Source organism: Halobacteria archaeon AArc-dxtr1, assembly GCA_025517425.1.
Lineage (GTDB): Archaea > Halobacteriota > Halobacteria > Halobacteriales > Natrialbaceae > Halostagnicola.
The window spans coordinates 482,352-503,017 of sequence record JAOPJY010000001.1; the positions used below are offsets into that span (position 1 = coordinate 482,352).

At 63.5% G+C, this 20,666-nt stretch carries 22 protein-coding genes and 1 pseudogene; 10 read left to right on the forward strand and 13 right to left on the reverse strand.

All coding sequences use genetic code 11. From position 1 onward, the window contains the following. Positions 1-128 precede the first annotated feature (128 nt). Both OB905_02535 and OB905_02540 read left to right on the forward strand, forming a co-directional pair. Complete coding sequence (locus OB905_02535) at positions 129-1,658, forward strand: ATP-binding protein (protein ID MCU4924862.1); 1,530 nt, start codon at positions 129-131, stop codon at positions 1,656-1,658. A 167-nt stretch (positions 1,659-1,825) separates the two neighbouring features. Beyond that, positions 1,826-2,920 (forward strand): recombinase XerD, encoded by a 1,095-nt coding sequence (locus OB905_02540; GenBank protein MCU4924863.1) that lies wholly within the window; start codon positions 1,826-1,828, stop codon positions 2,918-2,920. A gap of 121 nt (positions 2,921-3,041) precedes the next feature. On the opposite strand, the gene OB905_02545 is transcribed toward OB905_02540, so the two are convergent. The 9 genes from OB905_02545 to OB905_02585 are packed head-to-tail and all read right to left on the reverse strand — an operon-like array spanning position 3,042 to position 11,545. Next, positions 3,042-4,889, reverse strand: a complete 1,848-nt coding sequence (locus tag OB905_02545) for a Na(+)/H(+) antiporter subunit D (GenBank protein ID MCU4924864.1) — start codon at positions 4,887-4,889, stop codon at positions 3,042-3,044. Further along, entirely contained in the window at positions 4,886-6,904 is a 2,019-nt protein-coding gene (locus OB905_02550; GenBank protein ID MCU4924865.1) for a proton-conducting transporter membrane subunit, read from the reverse strand. Before OB905_02550 ends, OB905_02545 begins: the two co-directional genes overlap by 4 nt. Then, on the reverse strand, positions 6,904-8,451 hold the full coding sequence (locus tag OB905_02555; GenBank protein MCU4924866.1) for a proton-conducting transporter membrane subunit: 1,548 nt from the start codon (positions 8,449-8,451) through the stop codon (positions 6,904-6,906). The genes OB905_02550 and OB905_02555 overlap by 1 nt, the downstream gene beginning before the upstream one ends. Then, the gene (locus OB905_02560; GenBank protein ID MCU4924867.1) at positions 8,444-8,821 is read right to left on the reverse strand and encodes a cation:proton antiporter subunit C; all 378 of its coding nucleotides are present in this window, start codon (positions 8,819-8,821) and stop codon (positions 8,444-8,446) included. The genes OB905_02555 and OB905_02560 overlap by 8 nt, the downstream gene beginning before the upstream one ends. After that, on the reverse strand, positions 8,814-9,332 hold the full coding sequence (locus OB905_02565) for a cation:proton antiporter (protein MCU4924868.1): 519 nt from the start codon (positions 9,330-9,332) through the stop codon (positions 8,814-8,816). The genes OB905_02560 and OB905_02565 overlap by 8 nt, the downstream gene beginning before the upstream one ends. Continuing rightward, a complete protein-coding gene (locus OB905_02570; protein ID MCU4924869.1) occupies positions 9,332-9,886 on the reverse strand; it encodes a DUF4040 domain-containing protein in 555 nt (184 codons plus the stop codon). Before OB905_02570 ends, OB905_02565 begins: the two co-directional genes overlap by 1 nt. Next, complete coding sequence (mnhG, locus tag OB905_02575) at positions 9,883-10,239, reverse strand: monovalent cation/H(+) antiporter subunit G (GenBank protein ID MCU4924870.1); 357 nt, start codon at positions 10,237-10,239, stop codon at positions 9,883-9,885. Before mnhG ends, OB905_02570 begins: the two co-directional genes overlap by 4 nt. Continuing rightward, positions 10,236-10,517 (reverse strand): cation:proton antiporter, encoded by a 282-nt coding sequence (locus OB905_02580; GenBank protein MCU4924871.1) that lies wholly within the window; start codon positions 10,515-10,517, stop codon positions 10,236-10,238. The genes mnhG and OB905_02580 overlap by 4 nt, the downstream gene beginning before the upstream one ends. Continuing rightward, on the reverse strand, positions 10,514-11,545 hold the full coding sequence (locus tag OB905_02585) for a monovalent cation/H+ antiporter subunit E (GenBank protein MCU4924872.1): 1,032 nt from the start codon (positions 11,543-11,545) through the stop codon (positions 10,514-10,516). Before OB905_02585 ends, OB905_02580 begins: the two co-directional genes overlap by 4 nt. 249 nt (positions 11,546-11,794) lie before the next feature. Between OB905_02585 and OB905_02590 the strand changes: the two genes are divergently transcribed. The 4 genes from OB905_02590 to OB905_02605 all read left to right on the forward strand — a co-directional run bounded on the left by OB905_02590 (position 11,795) and on the right by OB905_02605 (position 14,653). Further along, positions 11,795-12,859 (forward strand): quinone-dependent dihydroorotate dehydrogenase, encoded by a 1,065-nt coding sequence (locus tag OB905_02590; GenBank protein ID MCU4924873.1) that lies wholly within the window; start codon positions 11,795-11,797, stop codon positions 12,857-12,859. 244 nt (positions 12,860-13,103) lie between these two features. Beyond that, positions 13,104-13,697, forward strand: coding sequence for a hypothetical protein (locus tag OB905_02595; GenBank protein MCU4924874.1), 594 nt, complete (start codon positions 13,104-13,106; stop codon positions 13,695-13,697). A 3-nt stretch (positions 13,698-13,700) separates the two neighbouring features. Further along, on the forward strand, positions 13,701-14,252 hold the full coding sequence (locus OB905_02600; GenBank protein ID MCU4924875.1) for a signal peptidase I: 552 nt from the start codon (positions 13,701-13,703) through the stop codon (positions 14,250-14,252). Then, positions 14,249-14,653, forward strand: coding sequence for a hypothetical protein (locus OB905_02605; protein ID MCU4924876.1), 405 nt, complete (start codon positions 14,249-14,251; stop codon positions 14,651-14,653). The genes OB905_02600 and OB905_02605 overlap by 4 nt, the downstream gene beginning before the upstream one ends. Positions 14,654-14,676: 23 nt before the next feature. Here OB905_02605 and OB905_02610 read toward each other — a convergent pair whose 3' ends face one another. Beyond that, positions 14,677-14,856: a hypothetical protein gene (locus tag OB905_02610; GenBank protein ID MCU4924877.1), complete on the reverse strand. Its 180-nt coding sequence runs from the start codon at positions 14,854-14,856 to the stop codon at positions 14,677-14,679. Between the two features lie 1,212 nt (positions 14,857-16,068). Next, positions 16,069-16,209, reverse strand: a pseudogene (locus OB905_02615) (SipW-dependent-type signal peptide-containing protein). A 313-nt stretch (positions 16,210-16,522) separates the two neighbouring features. Here OB905_02615 and OB905_02620 point away from each other — a divergent pair. The 3 genes from OB905_02620 to OB905_02630 all read left to right on the forward strand — a co-directional run bounded on the left by OB905_02620 (position 16,523) and on the right by OB905_02630 (position 18,756). After that, entirely contained in the window at positions 16,523-17,500 is a 978-nt protein-coding gene (locus OB905_02620) for an NAD-dependent epimerase/dehydratase family protein (protein MCU4924878.1), read from the forward strand. 227 nt (positions 17,501-17,727) lie between these two features. Then, positions 17,728-18,093 carry a hypothetical protein gene (locus OB905_02625; GenBank protein ID MCU4924879.1) on the forward strand — a complete coding sequence of 122 codons (366 nt, stop codon included), beginning with the start codon at positions 17,728-17,730 and terminating at the stop codon, positions 18,091-18,093. 201 nt (positions 18,094-18,294) lie between these two features. Next, the gene (locus OB905_02630; protein ID MCU4924880.1) at positions 18,295-18,756 is read left to right on the forward strand and encodes a hypothetical protein; all 462 of its coding nucleotides are present in this window, start codon (positions 18,295-18,297) and stop codon (positions 18,754-18,756) included. Between the two features lie 27 nt (positions 18,757-18,783). On the opposite strand, the gene OB905_02635 is transcribed toward OB905_02630, so the two are convergent. Further along, positions 18,784-19,287: an ArsR family transcriptional regulator gene (locus tag OB905_02635; protein ID MCU4924881.1), complete on the reverse strand. Its 504-nt coding sequence runs from the start codon at positions 19,285-19,287 to the stop codon at positions 18,784-18,786. A 209-nt stretch (positions 19,288-19,496) separates the two neighbouring features. Then, on the reverse strand, positions 19,497-19,688 hold the full coding sequence (locus tag OB905_02640) for a hypothetical protein (protein MCU4924882.1): 192 nt from the start codon (positions 19,686-19,688) through the stop codon (positions 19,497-19,499). Between the two features lie 603 nt (positions 19,689-20,291). Here OB905_02640 and OB905_02645 point away from each other — a divergent pair. After that, positions 20,292-20,624: a winged helix-turn-helix domain-containing protein gene (locus tag OB905_02645; protein MCU4924883.1), complete on the forward strand. Its 333-nt coding sequence runs from the start codon at positions 20,292-20,294 to the stop codon at positions 20,622-20,624. The last annotated feature ends 42 nt before the right edge of the window (positions 20,625-20,666 follow it).

The window sequence follows — 20,666 nt, forward strand, 5'->3', positions numbered from 1 at the left end:
GTGGGGCCGCAGTCAGCTGGACAGCGGGGCAGTTCGAGGAGAGTTGGTGATAACCATCCACTCGGTCTCGGTCTTTTATTATACGAATGTATTTCACCGTTGGGTGGAAAGAGTGTACACTATCTGCTATGGAGGGGTCCGTTCGTCACCGTCCCGGGCTTCCCCTCTCCGTGGTTGGGTGTATCGCTCTCGGTCTCGTTCTCGCTCACTGGTATCGACTCGCGTTCCGTGACGGCACGACGATCGTTACGGTCCTGGTTCGAGATATTGGCCCGTTGCTCGCTTCAATTATGGCTCTCGCCGGGGTGTACTGGCTTGTTGCCCAAAAGCTCGACGTGGCCGCCCAGCGGAGGATCCTGCTGTGGGTTCTTGGTGGCATCGGGGCTGTCGGTGGTATTGGCTTTCTCACCAGTCTCGTTCAACAGCCCGGAGCGATCCTGTCGGTCCCGTCGTACGTGGTGGTCAACGTTGCGACTGGTGGGCTGGTGATCGGATTGCTGGTCGGCGTCTACGACGCCAGGAGTGAACAGCGCGATCGGGCGCTTCTGGCGCTTCACGAGACGGCACAGAACCTTCTCGAAGCACAGTCGAAGGTCCAGGCGTGTCGAATTTCGGTCGATGCAGCCAATTCGGTCGTTCACCTCCCGCTGACTGCCATCTGGCTCGTCGAGGAAGATCGACTGGAGCCGGTCGCGATGTCCGACGATGCAGCCGACGTCTTCGAGACACAGCCCGTATTAACGGCCGATGACAGCCTCGCCTGGTCCGTCTACGATCATCAGGAGCCGTCACTGTTCGACGACGTGAGCGGCCAGGACGATGTGCATAATCCACAGACAGCGGTCACATCCGAGTACATCGTCCCGCTCGGTGAACACGGCGTGATGATCAGTGGGCGATCTGCACCAGTTGGATTCTCCTCGTTGCAGCTCGAACTCGTCGAACTGATCGCCGCCTACACCGAACTCGTCCTCGACCGGATCGACAGAACACACCGATTACAGGCCAACGAACGGGAGCTCGAACAGCAGAACGAACGCCTCGAGCAGTTCGCGAGCGTCGTCTCTCATGACCTTCGTAATCACCTGAACGTCATCGACGGCTACCTCTCGCTGGCTCGCCAGACGCGTTCGGCCGCGGACTTCGACGAGACGAGCCGTGCGGTCGATCGGATGAACACGCTTGTCGACGATCTCCTCGCACTGGCACGCAGCGGTGAGCCCATCGACGACCCCGAACCCGTCTCCCTCCAGCGCGTCGTCGAGAACGCATCGGGTAGCGTCGACGTTGCCGGAATCGACGTGCTCACTGACGACGATCTCGGGGTCGTCCTCGCCGACGGGTCACGCCTCAAACAGCTGTTCGAGAATCTCTTTACGAACGTCGCCGAGCACGCCGAGGATGCAGAGACAATCCGCGTCGAATCGATCGACCAGGGGTTTGCCGTCGAAGACGACGGACCGGGTATCCCCGAACAGAAGCGAGAAACCGTCTTCGAGTACGGCTACACGAGTTCGCAGTCCGGGACCGGCCTCGGACTGTCGATCGTCCACGATATCGTTCAGGGCCACGGGTGGTCGATATCAGTCGGCACGGGGGCAGACGGTGGGGCGAGATTCGAAATCCGTGGCGTCGCGAGGGCTGAGTCCGCACCGTAGTCCCGGCCGCCGAACTGTCGCTGACCGAAACACAAATCCGTCATCTCCTCCTACCGTCGACCGAAAATGATCGGCGAGACCGTTCTCGGGGCGGTCGCTCGTCGGACCGCGCCTGTGTCGGCAGGTCGACACTCCCGAGCCGGCGATTGGACGACCGGGTGGGAGCCGTGAGTGACATTGTCATCGCTGACGCCGTCGACGCGTATCTCGCACGGAAGGCGACCGGCGACCCGGACGAGAACGACGCCGGTGTCTACGCCTCGAACGCGGGTTCAATCCTGCGACGCTGGGCGGCGTGGCTCGAATCGGAGCGCGACTGCACCGCGTTGTTCGCACTCGAGGACGGCCACCTCCGCTCGTACGCCGAGCGGTTGCGCGCTCTCGTCCGCGAGGGGTCGTACGCCGCGTCGACCGCGCAGACGTACTTCGCCGTCGTACGAGCGTTTCTCGCATGGTGTGTCCGTGGCGGCCTCCTCGAGACGAATCCAGCAGCCACGGCACACGCTCAAGAGCCCCTGCCGGCGGTAGACGGGGATAGCTCGGGTGACGCTGACGCGTTCGACGAACGCCGCCAGCGACTCGTGGGCTACGTCAGCGACCGCGCCGCCGAGGCAACCGATGCGGACCGTCGCGAGCGCCTGTCCAAGCGCCGCGATCACGCGCTCGTGTCGCTCCTTGCCCACTCGGACGTACGCGGCTCGGAGGTGTTTCGCGTTCCCACTGATGGTCGGCGCGACGGGGCGACCTGGGACGACGTCGACTTCTACGCCGGGACGATGCAGGTGCGTGCCAGCTCCAACTCACTCGAGCAGGTCGTCCTCCCCGCGGCTGCCCGGACGCCGCTTCGACGCTACCGCATCCTCCAGCAGCCGCCGACACCCGACTGGCCACTGTTCCCGACCCGCCACGCCCCATCTGTGGCGAGTCACGTCCGCTCGGTGTTGCGTGATCGGGGCCTCTCGACGGAGACGGTCGACGACGTGCTCGCGGAATCGACGGCGATCGACGTCGCTCGAGAACGGCGCGTTCCGCCGCCGGCGGTCACGACGGAAGGGGCGCGTTCGATCCTCAAACGTCTCTCCGCCGACGCAGGGATCGAGGGCGAGCACCTCACACCGCGACGGATGGGGGCAGCTGCTCCGGAGAGCGAACGCGAAGCCACAACCCCCTCGAAGACGACGCTTCGGTCGTTACCCTCCGAACGGTCGATCGTTCTCCTCGACGACCACCGGAACACAGCTCCGGATACCGACAGTCAGTAGCACTGCCGACCGACTGCGAAGGGCAATTCGAGACCAGGAGATCCTCGCGCTGACGCGTGAGGATGTGTTACGTGAGCAAGAAGAGGACGACCTGTTACGTGAGCAAGAAGAGGACGACCTGTTACGTGAGCAAGAAGAGGACGATCGTCAGTACCAGCGTGAGCACCAGCACCGTGAGCCCGATGGTCGCCCGGAGGTGGATCGTCGACGGCCGGCCGCCGTCGGTCGGCTGGGGCGGTTCGGTGTCGACGACCCAATCAGGGAGCTGTCCGGTGACTTGCGCGACCGCGAGAACGGGGTTCGCCCCGATCCAGTAGGTTCGCCGGACGAGTTCGACCGCGGCGGCGTCGACGATCCGGTAGAGCTCCGTGACTGCGAGCATCGACGTGCGCCCGAGGTGGTAGCCGGCGGGGTTGACGATCGTGGCCGGGTCGGGGTAATCGAGCGTCGAGAGCGGCTTCCGGATGAGCTTGAAGCCCACCGCGGAGACGACGATCAGGATCAGCGCGTCCTGCAGGTGACCGAGACTGTAGGGAGTAAGCCCCTGGTTCTCGCCGGCGATGTCGATCTCCGCGCCGTCGACCAGCGGGAGAAGGTCGGTGAACTGCCACCAGAGAAGCCCGAGGACGACGCAGGCCGCACCCACCGCGAGCATGGCGACCGACTGGCCCGGCTTTGCGTCTCTGACCGTGCGATCGCTCTCGCCGTGGAAGAAGACGTAGTAGCCGAGTTTGATGAACGAGAGGAAGGTGCCGATGGCGCCGATAAACAGCAGCCAGTACAGCGCCGTGTACTCGGTCGTTCCGTCGAAGTAGCCCGCGGCGGCGTCTAACACCATCCCCTTGCTGATGAAGCCGCTGAACCCGGGGACGGCGGTAATCGAGAGCGCGCCGATGAAGAAGGCGATGGCGGTGATCGGCATCTCCCGCCAGAGCCCGCCGAGCTTGTAGAGGTCGTTCTCGCGGGTGCGGTAGATGACGACCCCGACGGCCATGAACAGCAGGCTCTTGTAGAGGACGTTGTTGAACAGGTGTCCCATCGCGCCAGCGGCGCCGATAGTCGTCCCGATGCCGATTCCGGCGACCATGTAGCCGAGCTGGGCCTGGATGTGATAGGAGAGAAGCGCCCGCATATCGTGCTGGAGCAAGGCGAAGACGACGCCGTAGACGGCCATCAGCCCGCCCATATATGCAAGGTAGAGGTTCCCTTCGGGAACCGCCCGAAGCAGGACGTAGGCGCTGGTCTTCGTCGTGAACGCGGCGAGGAATACTGAGGCCGCGAAGTGCGGTCGCGGGTAGGTATCCGGCAACCAGGTGTGGAAGCCGACGAAGGCGACGTTGACGCCGATCCCGAGGATCGCGAGGATCATCGGGATCCCCTCCGCGATACCACCTGCGAGCAGGGCGTCGGTGTAGCCGACGCCCTCACCGTAGACGAACGTGCCGACCTGTGCGTAGTGGGCTGCGACGGCGAAGAGCACCAGACTGCCGCCGATCCCGTGGGCGAGCGCGTAGCGGTAGCCGGCCCGGACCGCGTCGCCACGGTACTGCCAGACCAACAGCGTGCTCGTCAGCGCCATGATCTCCCACATGAACACGAGGACGAGCCAGTCGCCGGCGTACACCGCGCCCAGCGCGCTGGCGACGTATGCAAGCGCAATGGCCCCCAGGTTTCGGGAGGCCTCGCTCGAGTAGGCGTAGACGACCGCGAACGTGCCGAGGAAGGCGAGTCCGAGCCCGACCATCCGGGTAAAGTCGTCGACCAGCATCGGCTGGACTTCGAAGCCGAGGAACGTCGCCTCGACGGCGCCCTCGGGAGCGAAGACGGCGACGGCCATCGCCGCGAGGAGGCTGAGTGTTCCGACGGCGTAGCCGAGGACCCGCGGCAAGACGAGTACGAGCAGCGCCGCTGCGAAGACGACGAGTGGCGGGTAGACCATCGAGAGTGCCTCGATCTCGATCCCCATCATCGGGCAATCACCCCCTCACCGGTGACCGACTCGACGATGACGTCGGCCAACTCGAGGAAGATCGCGTAGTCGGGGATCACGCCGAGCGTGACGGCGCCGACCGCGATCACGGTGATCGGCATCAACATGAGCCAGGTGCTCTCGGCGAAGCCGATCGATTTGCGTTCCCAACCGCCTGGCGGTGGTCCGCCATGGTGGTGGTCACCGTGGTCGTGGTGCTCGGTGGCGTGGTCGGCGTGGCCTTCGCCCTCGTGGGCCGGCTCCTGGCGCTCGGAGTCAGTCTCTCCGTACGGGACGTCGGCGTCGCTCGGATACTCGTCGACGGCGTGTCCCTCAGGCTCCGAGGGCGTACCTGTTCCCTTGGCTTCTGCGTCGGGATCGTCCCGGTCGGTGGGCTGGGGCTGGCCGCTTGGCGGTTTCTCGTCGTCGGCAGCTTCGACATCTTCCTCGTCGTTCGGCTCACCGCCGTCGGACCGGAGGCCCGACGCGGATCGCGACCCGTCGGCTCGCTCACCGCCGTCAGTCGCGACGTCGTCCGCGAGGTACGACTCTCGCGTGCCACCCGGCGGGAACTCGAGTAGTGGTTTGGCGTCGTGGCGGTCTTCGCTCTCGAAGAAAGCGGTGTAGACCACCGGCCAGAGGTAGGCGATGTTTAAGATTCCCGAGACGATCAGCGCGGCGGCGAACAGCCAGTAGCCGCCGCCGACGGTGCCCGAGCCGATCAGCATGTAGAACTTGCTGACGAAGCCGGCGATGAGGGGCATGCCGGCCATTCCGGCCGCGCCGATCGCGAACGCGCTCATCACGACCGGCATCCGCTTGCCGATGCCGGCCATCTCGCTGACGTAGTCCGTGTGGGTCTCGACGTGGACCGCGCCAGCACAGAAGAACAGCGTGAGCTTCCCGAACGCGTGGGCCGGGATGTGGAACAGGGCTCCGAGGATCGCCGCGGGGTGGAGAATCGAGAGCCCGAGTACGATGTACGACAGCTGGGCGGTCGTCGAGTACGCCAACCGCCGTTTCAAGTGATCCTTCCGGAGCGCGATGATGCTCGCCGCGGTGAGCGTAAACGCCGCCAGGATCGCGACCGGCACGTTCATCCCGACCTGAGTCGCGATCCCCGGCACTTCGAAGCTGAGACTGCCGGTGAGGTCGATGCCGTAGACGTCTAAGATGACCCGGGCGACGCCGAAGGCGCCGGACTTGACGACGGCCACCGCGTGGAGCAGTCCCGACACAGGCGTCGGCGCGACCATCGCGTCGGCGAGCCAGGAGTGAAGCGGCATCACGGCCGCCTTGACGCCGAAGCCGGCGATCAGCAGGTAGAAGGCGGCCATTGCGATGCCGGGATCGGCGTTCGCGGCGGTCGCCAGTGCCTCCATTCCGCCGGCTTCGAAGCTGACGGTCGCATTTCCGGCCTGGCTCGTCAGCCAGTAGACGAGTACGGTGCCGGCAAGCAGGAAGACGCCGCCACCGAAGAACGTGTACGTGAGGTACTTCCGGCCGGCGATACGGGCCTCGTCGTCCTCGTTGTGTGCGACCAGCGGGTAGGTCACGAGCGAGAGCAACTCGTAGAAGATGAAGATCGTCACGAGATTGCCGGAGAACGCGATCCCAACGGCGGTCGAGAGGCTGGCCGCGAACGCGGCGAAGAATCGAGTCTGGGCGTGCTCGTCGAGCCCGCGCATGTAGCCCGCCGCGTAGAACGACGTAAAGATCCAGAGGAAGCTTGCAAGCGTCGCAAACAGCATCCCCAGCGGATCGGCTCGCAGCACGAAGTCGATCCCGGCGACGAACTCGAAGCCGGTCGACTCGGCGAAGCTCCACTCGTAAACCGTGCCGTCGAGCACGCCAGGAAGCATACTCACGACGATGGCGAACTTCGCGAGGGCGGCCGCGACGGACCACCCCTCGCGGACGTTCGGGTAGCGATACGAGCCGACGATCAGGATCACGGCGATCGCCGACACCAACACGGCAGCCAGCGGTCGGACGGACGTAATGACTTCGGACATCAGTTAAACACCTCCGCGAGGAACGGTTCGAGCCACTCGAAGAACGCATCACCAGCGAAGCCGAGTGCGACAGCGAGGAGGGCAGCGCCGACGATCAGGACCAGCATGCCGACGGACACGGGACCGCGAACGCTCGCACCGGCGCTCGAGGTTCCTGTACCGCCGTCGGTAGCGACGGCCGGAATCGACTCCCTGTGGGGCGACTCGACCCGCGGCGTGAAGTACATCTTCTCTAATAGCCGTGCCGAGTACGCCAGCGTGAGCATCGTGCTCAGGAAGACGACGGCCGCGACCGACCACACCTGGGCCTCGACGGCGCCGACGGCGATGTACCACTTGCCGATGAAGCCGACCGAGGGTGGGATACCGATCAGCGCGATCAACAGGACCGCCATCGACGCCGCCGGAACTGGTCGGTGATGGGCCAATCCGGCGTACTCGTTGACGGTCCGGGCACCGTATGAAAGCGCGACGACGCCGGCGGCGGCGAACAGCCCGGCTTTCAGCAGGCCGTGGCCGACGAGGTGGATCACCGCACCGGCGAAGGCGATCTGCGTGACCAGTCCGTAGGCCGCGACGATCAGCCCGAACTGGGCGACCGAGGAGTACGCGAACATCCGCTTGACGTCGCGCTGGATGACCGCGAGGGTGCTCCCCGCGATCACGCTCACGGCACCCACTGCGAGGATGACCTCTTGGGCGTACGGTGTCGCCGTGAGGAACTCAGCACCGAACGCGGAGTACAGCACGCGACCGAGCGCGTACGCCGAGACCGTCGAGACGAGCGCCGCGATCAGCGGCGTCACGCCGTCGGGGGCGTGCTGGTAGGCGTCTGGCTGCCAGGTGTGAAGCGGCCATTGGGCGACCTTGATCGCGAAGCCGACGAAGATAAAGGCGAAGCCGGCTCGCAACAGCGTGAGGTCGCTGCCGCCCTCGGCGGCGATCTGGGGGACCGCCTCGCCGAGCACCTGGATGTTCAGGGCGCCGGTCGCCATAAAGAGGAAGCCGACGCCGATCAGGTACAGCGAGGCACCGACGGTACCGAGGATGAGATACTTGAGCGCCGCAACGGCCGACTCGGGACCGTCGCCGCTTGCGATCATCGCGTAGGTTCCCAGGCCGACGATCTCTAAGAAGACGAACATGTTGAAGACGTCGCCGGTCAGCGAGAGTCCGAGCAGGCCGCCGACGAGCAGCAGGTAGCCGGCGTAGAACGTGTTCCCGCGTGGCCCGCCCACGCGCGTGTACGCGAGAAGACTTGCAGAGGTGACCGTCACGAGGCAGATGATCAGCGTCGAGAACGGATCGGCAACGAGTTCGATGCCGATCCCCTGCGGTTCCTCCCACCCGCCGAGGACGTGAACGACGCGCTCTTGGGCGTATACTGCGTTCGCCAGGTATGCCGACGCGGCGACGAGCGCAGCTGTCGTCGCCGCAGTGACCGACCAGCCGGTCCGGTCGAACCACAGCCCGAGAGCGATGGGGACGGCCGCCATCAGAATCGGGACGGCGATCAACAGCGGGAGGATGAAATCGGCGCTACTCATCGGCACGCACCTCCCGGAGGGTGTCCTCACGGAGCGTTCCGTACTCCGCGTGGATCCGGATGATCAGCGCGAGGCCGACCGCCGTCAGCGCGATGCCGACGACAATGGCGGTCAGCACGATCACGTGCGGAAGCGGGCTCGCCATCAGCCCCGGATCGCCCTCGGTCGGAACGACCGGCGACGTTCCACCTTCGACGTAGGCGACCGCGACGAAAAAGAGGAAGATGGCAGTCTGGAAGAGGTTGACGCCGATCAGTTTCTTGACGAGGTTCTCGTTGGCGATCATCATGTACATCCCGATCCCCATCAGCACGAACATCAGCGCGTAGGCGTAGCGGGTCGCCAGCACGTCGAGTGCGCCCTCAATCATCGTCGCTCACCTCCGCGCGGGTGGCGTCGGCTTTGTGGTGTCCGTACTCGTCGTGGCTGGTCGGCGTAAACCCGGCTGCCATCGCAAAAAACAGCGTCATGATGACGCCGGCGACGATCAGCGCGACACCGCCAACCTCGATGGCTTCCATCCCCCAGTAGTGGGCGATGTCGAACGTGTCCTCGAATGCCCGGTACTCGAGGAAGTTGTAGCCAAGCGCCATCGTCGCGAGGCCGGTCGCGATGAAGATGGTGACGCCGCCGGCGACAAGTCCGACGACGAAGGAGTTACGCAGCCACTGGCGGGTCGACTCGATTCCGAAGGCGAAGGCAAGCATGAGGACGGTGACGCCGATGATGGCCCCGCCCTGGAAGCTCCCGCCGGGGGTGTCGGCCCCGTGTAGGGAGAGGAACATGCCGTAGGTCAGCGTAAACGGTGCGATGATCTTGACGGAGGTCAAGATTACCTGACTCTCCGTGTAGGTATCGCCGTAGGAGTCTGATTCGGACATTATGTGAACACCTCCCGTTTTAACACCAGCAGAACGGCGAGGCCGGCTGCGAAGACGACGACGGCCTCGCCGAACGTGTCGAAGCCACGGTAGGAGGCGAGCACCGCGGAGACCGCGTTCTGTGCGCCGGTGTCTGCGTACGTCTCCTGGACGTAGTACAGCGACGGGGTCTCCGAGAGCACGCCACCGCCCCAGATCGGGGCGTCTGCGTCGCCGACGGCGTACATCTCCGGCAACAGCGTCGCGAGGACGAGGACGAAGGCTCCGACGACGACGACCGCGGGGACGTTGATCCGCTCGAATCGACGCTCGGTCGACGGTCGGGTCGTCCGCGCGATCGTCAGTAATAAGAGAAGCGTCGTCACGCCGGCCCCGATCGCTGCTTCCGTCATCGCGACGTCTGGCGCGAGCAAGAACGTATAGAGGATCGCCATCCCCAGGCTGTAGGCACCGAAGACGACGATCGCCGAGAGAACGTCTCGGAAGAGCGCCGTGGTGACTGCTGCCAGCAGGATGAAGACAGCGAGCGTGTAGGCGACGGCGCTTTCGATCATCGCTGCTCACCCCCGTCGGCGGCGGCCGTCGACTCGGCCTCGTCGTCGTCGGCCGTCCACGGCTCGACGCCGACCTCCGAGGCCGAGCGCGCGATCGCGTGAGCAGCTGTCGGGTTCGTAATGAAGACGAAAAACAGCAGTAAGACGGTGTAAATCGTCGCGGACTGCCAGCCCAGTGCGAGCGCGACCGCAGCCAGCGCCATCCCGGCGCCGAGCGTGTCCGTCTGGGAGGCGGTGTGGGCCCGCGAGTAGATGTCGGGCAGGCGCAAGACGCCAACCGCAGAGACGAACGTAAAGAAGATCCCGAGGACGAGCAAGACGACGATCGCCCAAAAGCGGATCGTCTCGATCACAGGACCCCACCTCGGTCGACCGTGAACTTCGAGATGGCGACAGCCATCAGGAAGTTGAGCAGGGCGTAGATGAGTGCCACGTCTAAGAACCACGGCTGGTCGAGTCCGGCCGCCAGCAGCGCGAGGATGACGACCGTGTTCGTCCCGAGGACGTTAACGGCCAGCAGGCGGTCCTGGGTCGTCGGGCCATCGATGGCCCGGTAGAACATGGCGATAGCCAGCAGGACGAAGACGGCTGCGGCCACCAGAAACAGCTCTTCGATGGCGACGGGCGTCATCGGTGCTCACCCTCCAGAATCTCGGTGTCGCCGCGCTCTTCGGGCGTCGGAATTCCCGCCGCCGCTCGGCCGTGGAAGACGAAGCGGACAGCCCGCTCGAGCCCGCCGTCGAACAGGTCCTGGCGAGCTGACGGAATGAGCGTGTGAATCAGCAGCCGTTGGTCGTTCGCGCGGACTGTCAGTGTGCCGGGAGTCAGGGTGATGCTGTTGGCCAGTGCCAGCAGCGGAAGCCCGTCCCGAACGCGAGCGTTGACCCTGGTCATCTGCGGATCGATCGGCATCGAGGGCCGGAGGATGACGACCGAGATCGCCAGGTTTGCCCTGATAATCTCGACTAACAGGTAGGGAACGTAGAGCGCAAACCGGAGGTTGCGAAGCGGCGAGCGAACCAACGTCGGTGCGGTGGTAAACGTGATCGAAGAGAGCGCCACCGCGACGATGCCGGCGACCGCAGCACCCGTGACCAGATCGAACCAGTAGGTTGGATCGCCCAGAACGAGATAGAAGCCATACGAGATCAGGAACATCGTGACTACGCGCCCGACGCTTTCACTGCCGGTCAGGCGCTCGTGGCGCGCAGAGCGCTCGACAGGCGCCTCGTCGTATGACTGGCCGATCTCGTCGAGTTCGCGCTCTAGGGGCTGGAGGATCGGCGCAGTCACGCCCGGCTGATACTCGGGATCCAGAACGAGGCGCTCTATTCCCTGCTCGTCGGCGTACGCACGAAACGTCTCGGCGTACTCTCGGGGGCCAAACAGGTACTCCCCACGGCCCAATATCTCCGTTTCGACCGTCACGTCAGCGCCTTCGGCGTCCTCGCGGACCCATTCCGTCGCTCGTCTGAGCAGGCCGTCAGCGTTCTCGAATGCGGTACGCCCCTCTGGGACGCTGTCGTCGTAGGGAACGGCGACGACGAGATGACACTCTACAGACTCGGCATCGTTGAGCGCCGAACGGACCGCGTAGCCGACCGTCTGTCTGACGGTCACCGACTCCGAGAGCGGCACGAGAATGCGACTATCCGCCACGGTACCTCCCTCCTGGTGACCGCTGTGTGGTCCTCATAGCGTGGGCTGTTGGTAGTCGACCCAAGCGGTACCCGCAGGAAAACTATTTCGTTATCGGTCGTATCTCGCGGACAGCGCCGCGAACGAACCCAATTGTTCGGGATGGTTTCACCCACGTTTTAGATCGACCCTGGATCGAGCCCTGTTGGAATCAGTCGTCATCCCGGCGCTTCGAGGGGTTTACCTATTCGCCGTCCGGAGTACGCGCCGATGACGCTGTACGCTCGGGTCAGGCCGCTCGCGTTCGCGCTTCCGGCCGAGACGGCCCACGAGCTGGGGAAGAGTGCCCTTCGGGCTGCCCAGTCGACGCGGCCGACGCGAGCCGCGCTGGATCTGGCGTACCGGTACGAACATCCGGCACTCGCGGTCGAACGGTTCGGGCTGCGATTTCCGAATCCGGTCGGCGTCGCCGCCGGCTTCGACAAGAACGCCGAGGTCACCCACGCCCTCGCCGCGCTCGGGTTCGGGGCCGTGGAGATCGGTACAGTGACGCCCTATCCTCAGGCAGGAAACGATCGGCCGCGTCTCTTCCGGTTGCGCGAAGACGAGGGGATGGTCAACCGCATGGGATTCAACGGCGAGGGGATGGAGCGGGTCCGGGAACGCCTCGAGCGCGACGGCACCCCCGCGATCCCGATGGGCGTCAACGTCGGGAAGATGAACACCTCGAACGCCCCGGAGGCGATCGAAGACTACCGGCGGGTGTTCGACCGACTCTCACCGTTCGCCGATTACGTCGTGGTCAACGTCTCCTGTCCGAATACGCCCGACGCCTTCGACGAAGGCTCGCCCGAACATCTGCGGACGATATTCGAGACTCTCGCTGCAGAGAACGACGACGGGACGCCGATTCTCGTCAAGATCGGCCCCGATTCGTCGACGGAGTCGCTGCTCGAACTGGTCTCGATCGTCGAGGCGTTCGAACTGGATGGAATCGTCGCCACGAACACGACGACGACCCGTGAGGGAGTATCGGATCCGAACGGCCGGGAGACCGGCGGAATGAGCGGACAACCGCTCGAAACGCGGTCGACCGAGACCGTCCGGACGCTCGCCCAGAATACCGACCTCCCGATTATCGGGGTCGGCGGAGTCGATTCGGCCGAAAGCGCTTACGAGAAGATCAGGGCGGGGGCCTCGCTCGTCCAACTGTACACTGGCTTCGTCTACAACGGGCCGGCGACGGCCCGGCAGATCAATCGGGGACTGGTCGACCTCTTGGAGCGCGACGGCTTCGGCTCCGTCGACGACGCTGTCGGCGCGGATCTCGAGTGAGTCGACCGCCGGCAGAGGCGGCTGTGAGCCGAGACGATCGGTTGCTACCGACGACTATCCAGCCGCCGTGAGTAGTTGTCGCTTGCGACGGTCTACCCGATCCATAACTAATTGTCTCTGACCGGAACTCCCAGCCGATGAGGGGGGTTATCGAAGACGGTTGGGGAACCGATACCGAGTACGTCCGGCCTGCAATGCAGACGCCACGTTTGGATGGGGTGGGGGCGCTTGGAGGTGGGTGAGCGTGGCTGCAACACACGCCCGAGAGAGCGCAACAGCGCCCGCTGAGCGCGATCGGGGGCTCTCACAGGACAGCGCGTTCGAGCTGTTGAGTTGTCGACGGCGGCGACAGATCATCCACTGCCTCAAACAGCACGGCAGTCCCCTTGCGCTTCGGGACCTCGTCGAGCACGTCGCCGCCTGGGAGAACGACGTTCCGGTCGGGGCCGCGGACTACGACCAGCGCATGCGCGTTTACACTGCGCTTCGCCAATCGCACCTGCCCAAGCTCGACGACGGTGGTGTCGTCCGCTTCGACGCCGACCGCGGAATCGTCGAACTCACCGACGCCGCCTCCGAACTCGACGTCTACCTGGATGTCGTTCCACACGACGACATCCCCTGGAGCACGTACTACGTCGGATTAGGATTCGTCTGTTTCGGCTTCGTTACCGGGATATGGGCCGGCATCGTGCCATTCTCATTCGTTCCACCGACCGCCGGTGCGTTTCTCGTCACGGGACTGTTTACCGTTTCAGCCGTCGCGCACGTCCGGTACGATCGGCAGATGCGCCTCGGAACGAACGGGGCGTTACCAAACAATGACGGAGGCGCGTGAGTTATGCTCCCGAATCGAACTACCGCGGTGGCCGCCGTTGCGAGTTTCGTCGTCCTGATCAGTCTCGTCCTCGTCAGTATCGTTGCCGCCCCGGGGCTCGTCGGTGGCGACGACGCCTTCGTCGTCACCTCCGGGAGTATGAGCCCAGAGATCCAAAGTGGTGACGTCATCGTTACCCAAGACGTCCCAGCCGAGTCGATCGAGACCGGAGACGTCGTCACGGTCCGTGCCGAGGATGGGGCAGCCTCCGGATACGTTACCCACCGCGTCGTGGACATCGAGGTCGACGACGGAGACCGCTACTTCCAACTTCAGGGCGATGCGAATCCCGACCCTGATCCAGGGTACGCCGTCGCGGAGGATATCGTCGGGACGACTCACCTCCATATTCCGTATCTCGGATACATGCTCTTGTTTGCGAGCTCGGATATCGGGCTGTTCGCGCTCGTAATCGTTCCCGGTGTCCTCCTCGTTGCGTCGGGGAGCTGGCAGCTCCTTCGGGAGTTCGGTTATCTCCCGCTGGATGATGCGGTGGGTGCGGAGGGAGACGAATGATCCCAACCCGAACGCTCGCAGCCGTCGCCGCGCTCGCGCTCGTTCTCGCGGCAGTGTCGTTTGGGGCAGCCACCGCCATGCTCTCGACAGGCGTGACGTTCGAGGGCAACCACGTCGGAGCCGCCGACGAATGGGGAGCCGTCGACGTCGAGACGACAGCCACCGAGTCGGTGCTCGACGTGACGGTGACCAACGACGGCGAGACGACCGCCGTGGCTGACTACGAAATCGCCGTGGACGGAGAACTCCACGACGCCGGAACACTGAATCTCGGTCCCGACGACGAGTGGACCGCCCAGTACGCACCCGGAACTGTGGCTGCGAACGAGACGGACCGCGAGTGGACGGTTTCGGTCGGCGCCGTCACCGAAACCGAGACGGTGCCTTCCGAGGAGACGTAGCACTCATCCTCTTGCCGAACGGTTCAATCGCGGTGATCGAGGATCAACTCGAGTGCCTCGGCCGACTCGTTTCGTGCCAAGAGGCGCTCTGCCTGCCGTCTGACGTCCGGGGTCACGAGATCTCGCTCGAGAAAGTCTTCAACCACGCTTTCCATCCGATTTTCGAGCCAACGACTGGACTGACGTGGCGGACGATGTGACATACGATACGATCTTTTCGACTCGATAAAGATATATCTATTGGTGAATTCCAATGGTGTTCTATCGCTGGTATCGAACGAGGATAACGGAAATGCCGAACGACGGTAAGGGAAAGACCGTCCCGCAACCGAGCGTCGTCAGTGAGCGAACGGGTTCGTCGGATCGTCGTTGTGTCGGCACTGCTCGGTGTAGAACTTCAGGTCGAAGTCGATCGACTCTCCTTGCACCTCGTTGCCGACCTCCTTCGGAAGACACCACTTGAACCCGAGATACTGCGTCGTCGAGTTCGGGACGCAGACCGGATCGTCCGGCTCTTCGGTGCACTCCCAGAAGGTGATGTTGCTGATTGCGGCCTGGTTTCCAGCCGGGTTGAGCGGCGCGAGAACGTCCGTTCCCTCCGTGGCGCACTCGTCGTACTCGTACGTCCGCGTCTCACCGCCACCTCCAACGACGATCTTGCAGACGCCGCCGTTCTCGCTCTCCCAGTCGAAGCCGAACGCCTCGTCGCCATCTTTGATGTCGACGCGCGTCAGGGTGACTTCGAGATCGGAGTCGGGGAACGAGAGGACGTCATCCTCCCGCAAGTCCTGGGGATCATCTCTGGATGGGGAACTATTGTCACTGAGGTTGTCGTCATCGAGTGTTGTTAGCTGGGTACATTCCTCAGACGGCTCGACGGCGCCCTCGGTCGGCTCGCCGTCTAACAGGATTCCCTCGTTCAACGCATCGAGGACGTTTCGGAGCGAACCGCTGACGATGACCGGCTCGCCCTCGTCGAGTTCGTTGTTCCCGTCGAGGTCGTACCAGAGGGTCGCCTCGATCCGGTCTGCGAGGATCGAGTCGTACTCCTTGTTCTTCGCGCCCAGCCAGAGCCACCCTGGATTGTCACAGAGGTGGTAGCTGAAGGTGATCTCCCCGCAGTCCCCGGGCTTGATGTCTTTGAGGTCGATCAACGAATCCTGCTTCTTGCCGAAGTAGTAGTCGTCGCCGAGGTCCTTGCAGTAGTCGATCTCCTCGTCGCCGATGTTTCGGTCGTTGTCTGTGTAGCGGTACGTCTCGCCGTCGACTTCGATCGACTGTTCGCCGTCTTTGTCGTGGTCCGGGTGGGCGTTAACGAACGGTCGTCCTGCCTTCCCGTAGTCCTGCGGGCGCTCCGCGTCGGAGGCGCCGTAGTAGAACTGCTGCCAGTCGAGTTTGAGGTCGAGTTCGCCAGCGGTGAGATGGTTCCCCTCGAAGTGTTCTCTGTCGCTGAAGTAGGCACTGGTGCCTGCCCCCACAACCGCGCCACCGACGCCGACGGCGCCGAGGCCCGCGAGCACGTTTCGCCGTGAAATTGGACTGGTATCCTCTGTCATAGTGTATCTCTCCCCCCAACGGGGAGCGCCCGATACGAACACGACCGTCCGCAGCGGGTGCCAGAACCCACCCCGCGATGGGTGGTATATATACACCGGCGCAAAACCGCTAGACGGAGTCTTGGTGAGGACAGCCACCAGCTACCGACTGTAGCGGCGTGACGTCTCGACACCGATCGAGGGGCCGGGTGCCCCACTGGCGCCCACGTCCCCGTGCCTGGGAGTCAGCGTTCGATACGCTGGGCCGATAACGAGGAGTTTCTGCAGAGTACGACTGGTATACTAAACGTGGGTGGACTGGTTTGTCGAGCCGATGTACGAGCCGTCCATTCGCGACCGTACCGTCCTTGTTACCGGCGGCGCCGGCTTCGTCGGGAGCCACCTCGTCGACGCCCTCGCCCCGGAAAACGACGTGCGGGTACTCGATGATCTCTCGACCGGTCGATCAGGGTTGGTCCACGAGAAGGCGACGCTCGTCGAGGGCGACGTGTGCGAGCCGTCGACGCTCGAGCGGGCGATGGAGGGCGTCGACGTGGTCTTTCACCAGGCTGCGGTGGTCAGCGTCGAGCGCAGCGTCGAGCGTCCCGTAGCCACCAATCGCACCAATCTCGAGGCGACGCTGGCCTTGCTCGAACAGGCCAGACGCGCCGACGCGAGGGTCGTGTTGGCCTCGAGTGCCGCACTGTACGGTCACCCAGCCGAGCTCCCGGTTTCGGAGACGACGCCGGCCGAACCGACCTCTCCGTACGGAATTCAGAAGCTCGCGATCGATCACTACGCACGACGGTACGCCGAGCTGTACGATCTTCCAACCGTCGCGCTGCGATACTTCAATGTCTACGGTCCACGCCAGCGAGGTCCCTACAGCGGCGTCCTTTCGACGTTTCTCGAGCAGGCACGAGCAGACGAGCCGCTGACGATACAGGGCGACGGCGAGCAAACCCGCGACTTCGTCCACGTCTCGGATGTCGTCCGGGCGAACCTCGCGGCAGCGACGACCGACGAAACCGGCGAGGCCTACAACGTCGGCACCGGTGAGGCGACATCGATCCGAACGCTTGCGGAGACCGTCCGCCAAGCTGTTGGCTCGTCATCGTCCATCGTCCACGCTCCGCCCCGCGACGGCGACGTTCGCCACAGTCGGGCCGACGTCTCGAAGGCCAAGCGACACCTGGGGTTCGAGCCTCGTCTCTCGCTAGAAACGGGCGTTCGATCGCTAGTCGACGGAGCGAACACGTCTGGGGCACTGGGCGAGACCGCATCCCCATCAGAGGGGCAGGCGATGCAGTAACGTCCGACGACCGGCAGCTCAGTGTAAAAGACGACGATCGTTTCGAGAATACGACGACGTTGACGAGGACGTCGGGAGCCGAAATCCGTCCCCGGTGGCGCGCTCGGCCCCGGAATGGCCGAATTAGCCTGTCAACGGACCAGTTTCATACGCCGAGTGCTGTAGGTGGAAGATAACTAACGGTAGCGGTCTCTATTCGGAGGTGTATGTTACCCAGCCAGATCGTGATGCAAGTGGGCACAGCCGAAAGCCTCATTGTGTTCGTCGTGAGCCTCTTGATCGGTGCACTTGGGATCTACCTGGGTGCGAGGGTTATCGTCGACACGGAAGACTACACCTACGCCATCGTGACGGCGTTGCTCGGTGCAGTCGTCTGGGCCGTCGTCGGATTCTTCTTTGGGTGGATTCCGCTGCTTGGTCCGTTGCTCGTCCTCGTCGCGTACCTCGCAGTCGTCAACGCCCGGTACCCTGGCGGATGGGTCCAAGCCGCCGCCATCACGCTCGTCGCGTGGGTCTCGGTCCTTGTGGTCCTCTACGTGCTAGCGCTCGTCGGCGTCACGGGATTCGAAGCTGCCGGGGTCCCTGGAACGTAAGTCCGGAGCGGCTCGACCCACGGGCTGCTGTCCCATCCGAATTCTGAACTGAATCACCGACGAGTCACTCGCTGTGACTGGATAGACAATACGGTGTGAGTGATAGATAATCCAATAACAGTAGTAAGCTGTAAAAAGTACTTTGGTGACGCCCGTTGTCGGTTCCGATCGTAGCGGTTCAACAGCTATCTAAGCAGAGACATGCGTACAGTCCCAATCGCGTTCACGACCGTCGGCGGGCCCCGCGTGAGTACACCGTGGAGCGCCCTCGCCGCCATCGTCACTAGCCAGTTGGGTGTAGGGCCACACCTTGCAGCGACGGTTGCGATGGGTGTGGTGGCGCTTCTCGGTGGCGCACTCGTCGCGCGGAATCGATTGGATACCGAATCCACACACGCGCCACAGCAGTCCCACGACAGGGACCCTCCAGTAACCGATCGCGACCACGTCTGTGCGCTGGTGCGAAACAACGGCGGACGGATGAAGCAGTCGGAGATCGTCAATTCGGTCGACTGGTCGAAGGCAAAGGTCAGCCGATTGCTCGCGGATCTCGAGGATGACGGTCGGATCACGAAGCTCAGGATCGGCCGAGAGAACCTGATCTGTCTCCCGGGGAACGACCCGACGGCCTCACAGCCACCGGACGCAACAAACGCGGAGTGAGTTCCCGACGTCGCGCCACAGCGTCGCTCAATTCAGCAGCTGGTACGTGCTGCTCGCCGCGATGAACAAGAACAAGACGACGCTCACCAGCACCGGATCGAGCGCGTTTAGCGCCCCAGTATCGATCCCTCCCAGAGCGATGACCGCGAGTCCGAGCAGTCCGATGGCAAGGTGCCCAGCCAGCAGTGTCCGATGATCGTCACCCTCTCCGTCGACGTACTGCAAAACGTCCTCGAAATTCTCCCCGGATTCGATGGTCTTCGCGTCGGAGTCGTACTGAATCACCGCATCCTCTTCGAGCTGGGGGAGGTGTGTCTGCTGGAGTGAGACGTAGACGCTTTTGTACAGGTTGTTCGGGACCGTCGCCGAGTCGGACTCTCTGTCGGCGATCTCCGTCGCGACATCGGAGACGTCGACTCTGTCGCCGGCTTCAGCGAGGAGTTGGACGATGGCGCGTCGTCTATCGTTACCGAGAATGTGAAACACGTCGCTTTCTCCGAGCGGCTCGGATCGTTCCGTCTGGACAGACATCTGTTAGACCGGGCTCCAATTCGCAACACTCACGAACGCGCCACCATCGACGGTCATAGCTATCCTCGTATTCGGTTACGGATAACTTCAACCTGCCGCCTGATAACCAATGGATACGTAATACTGTCGCCAACGGGTAACACGGTGATACCCTGTGTTGGCTGACGGAACTCGGCCGTTCTCGACGGCGAATGCGACCCCGGACCGCATCACTCTCGTGGAAGATGCCCGCCTGACTGCATCTCCCGATAGGTCGTACACGACGGGCAGCCGTGGACGATATCGCCGTTATCGCCGAAAACGCGGGCGAATTGCTGTGTTACGTGGTCGCCGCAGTTACGACAGCGGGCGCCCGCCGTCGACGATTCCATCGGATTCCAATCGGTGTGTTGGGAGTTCATGGGTGATCGGGTTGTCCGTCAGTGGTCGGTCGCGGCCGAGCGCTCGACACGACGGTCGCCGCTGGCCAGCTACCGATCTCGGTGCACTCGGTCCCGCCGCGGATTCGTCCGACGACGGAATGTGACGGCATGACGGACCGAGCAACACTCTACCGAGGTCGGCAGTTGCGAATAAAGGACGACGACCGTTCACTGAGGAGGGGTAACCGAATACCGGTAAAAAGACCTTACAGCCTCTGTCGGCGCCGAACACGACGTGGTCCCCCCTTCACAGCTCTCTCATCGAATCCTGAGAATCGCTCCGAGTTTGCTCGCGTTCGGCCAGACGACGCCACTGTTCGGCTGGGTGCGCGGTCCGAAACCAGTCGTTTCCCGAGAGAAACAGTCAATTTCGGTGGAGAATGTTCATGTTTCTCACCCATAAGGGACATCGTTATAAAATACCACTATCGCTTACCGATTCGATAGCCAGAATGTGAGGATGACGGATCACGGCGACGATCACATCACTGGTATCGTCCCTCCCGCCCGCCCACACGGGTCAGGGGGTGAACCCACGAGACGACCAATCCACGTCGAACCGACGTAAGAGGTGACCGAGCGATGGCAACAAAAGCGAGTAACACGAGTGCGGAATCGGGATTCGAATCGACCGCCCAGCTGAACGTACTGGGCGATGAATGTGCGCGGACGATCCTCGCAGCGACCTGTGAGGAGCCACGCACAGCCAAGGAACTCACCAAACGAACGGAGAGTTCCTCTGCCACAGTGTATCGGCGAATAAACAACCTCCTCGAAAGTAATCTCGTCGCGGAGTGTATCCGCTTCGAAGAAGACGGCTCACACACGACGGCCTACGAGGCTACCGTCGAAACGCTCTTCGTCCAGATTGACGCCGACGGGATCGAGGTTTCCGTCGACGAGATGGCCGAGTAAGCAACTCCCCCGCTGGCGCGACGACGCGTTCCCGAACGGTCG

Coding starts and splice junctions, on each gene's coding strand:
- OB905_02535 (MCU4924862.1), top strand. CDS start 129: ATGGAGGGGTCCGTTCGTCACCGTCCCGGGCTTCCCCTCTCCGTGGTT.
- OB905_02545 (MCU4924864.1), bottom strand. CDS start 4,889: ATGATGGGGATCGAGATCGAGGCACTCTCGATGGTCTACCCGCCACTC.
- OB905_02550 (MCU4924865.1), bottom strand. CDS start 6,904: ATGTCCGAAGTCATTACGTCCGTCCGACCGCTGGCTGCCGTGTTGGTG.
- OB905_02555 (MCU4924866.1), bottom strand. CDS start 8,451: ATGAGTAGCGCCGATTTCATCCTCCCGCTGTTGATCGCCGTCCCGATT.
- OB905_02560 (MCU4924867.1), bottom strand. CDS start 8,821: ATGATTGAGGGCGCACTCGACGTGCTGGCGACCCGCTACGCCTACGCG.
- OB905_02565 (MCU4924868.1), bottom strand. CDS start 9,332: ATGTCCGAATCAGACTCCTACGGCGATACCTACACGGAGAGTCAGGTA.
- OB905_02570 (MCU4924869.1), bottom strand. CDS start 9,886: ATGATCGAAAGCGCCGTCGCCTACACGCTCGCTGTCTTCATCCTGCTG.
- OB905_02580 (MCU4924871.1), bottom strand. CDS start 10,517: ATGACGCCCGTCGCCATCGAAGAGCTGTTTCTGGTGGCCGCAGCCGTC.
- OB905_02590 (MCU4924873.1), top strand. CDS start 11,795: ATGACGCTGTACGCTCGGGTCAGGCCGCTCGCGTTCGCGCTTCCGGCC.
- OB905_02600 (MCU4924875.1), top strand. CDS start 13,701: ATGCTCCCGAATCGAACTACCGCGGTGGCCGCCGTTGCGAGTTTCGTC.
- OB905_02605 (MCU4924876.1), top strand. CDS start 14,249: ATGATCCCAACCCGAACGCTCGCAGCCGTCGCCGCGCTCGCGCTCGTT.
- OB905_02610 (MCU4924877.1), bottom strand. CDS start 14,856: ATGTCACATCGTCCGCCACGTCAGTCCAGTCGTTGGCTCGAAAATCGG.
- OB905_02620 (MCU4924878.1), top strand. CDS start 16,523: ATGTACGAGCCGTCCATTCGCGACCGTACCGTCCTTGTTACCGGCGGC.
- OB905_02625 (MCU4924879.1), top strand. CDS start 17,728: ATGCAAGTGGGCACAGCCGAAAGCCTCATTGTGTTCGTCGTGAGCCTC.
- OB905_02630 (MCU4924880.1), top strand. CDS start 18,295: ATGCGTACAGTCCCAATCGCGTTCACGACCGTCGGCGGGCCCCGCGTG.
- OB905_02635 (MCU4924881.1), bottom strand. CDS start 19,287: ATGTCTGTCCAGACGGAACGATCCGAGCCGCTCGGAGAAAGCGACGTG.
- OB905_02640 (MCU4924882.1), bottom strand. CDS start 19,688: ATGAACTCCCAACACACCGATTGGAATCCGATGGAATCGTCGACGGCG.
- OB905_02645 (MCU4924883.1), top strand. CDS start 20,292: ATGGCAACAAAAGCGAGTAACACGAGTGCGGAATCGGGATTCGAATCG.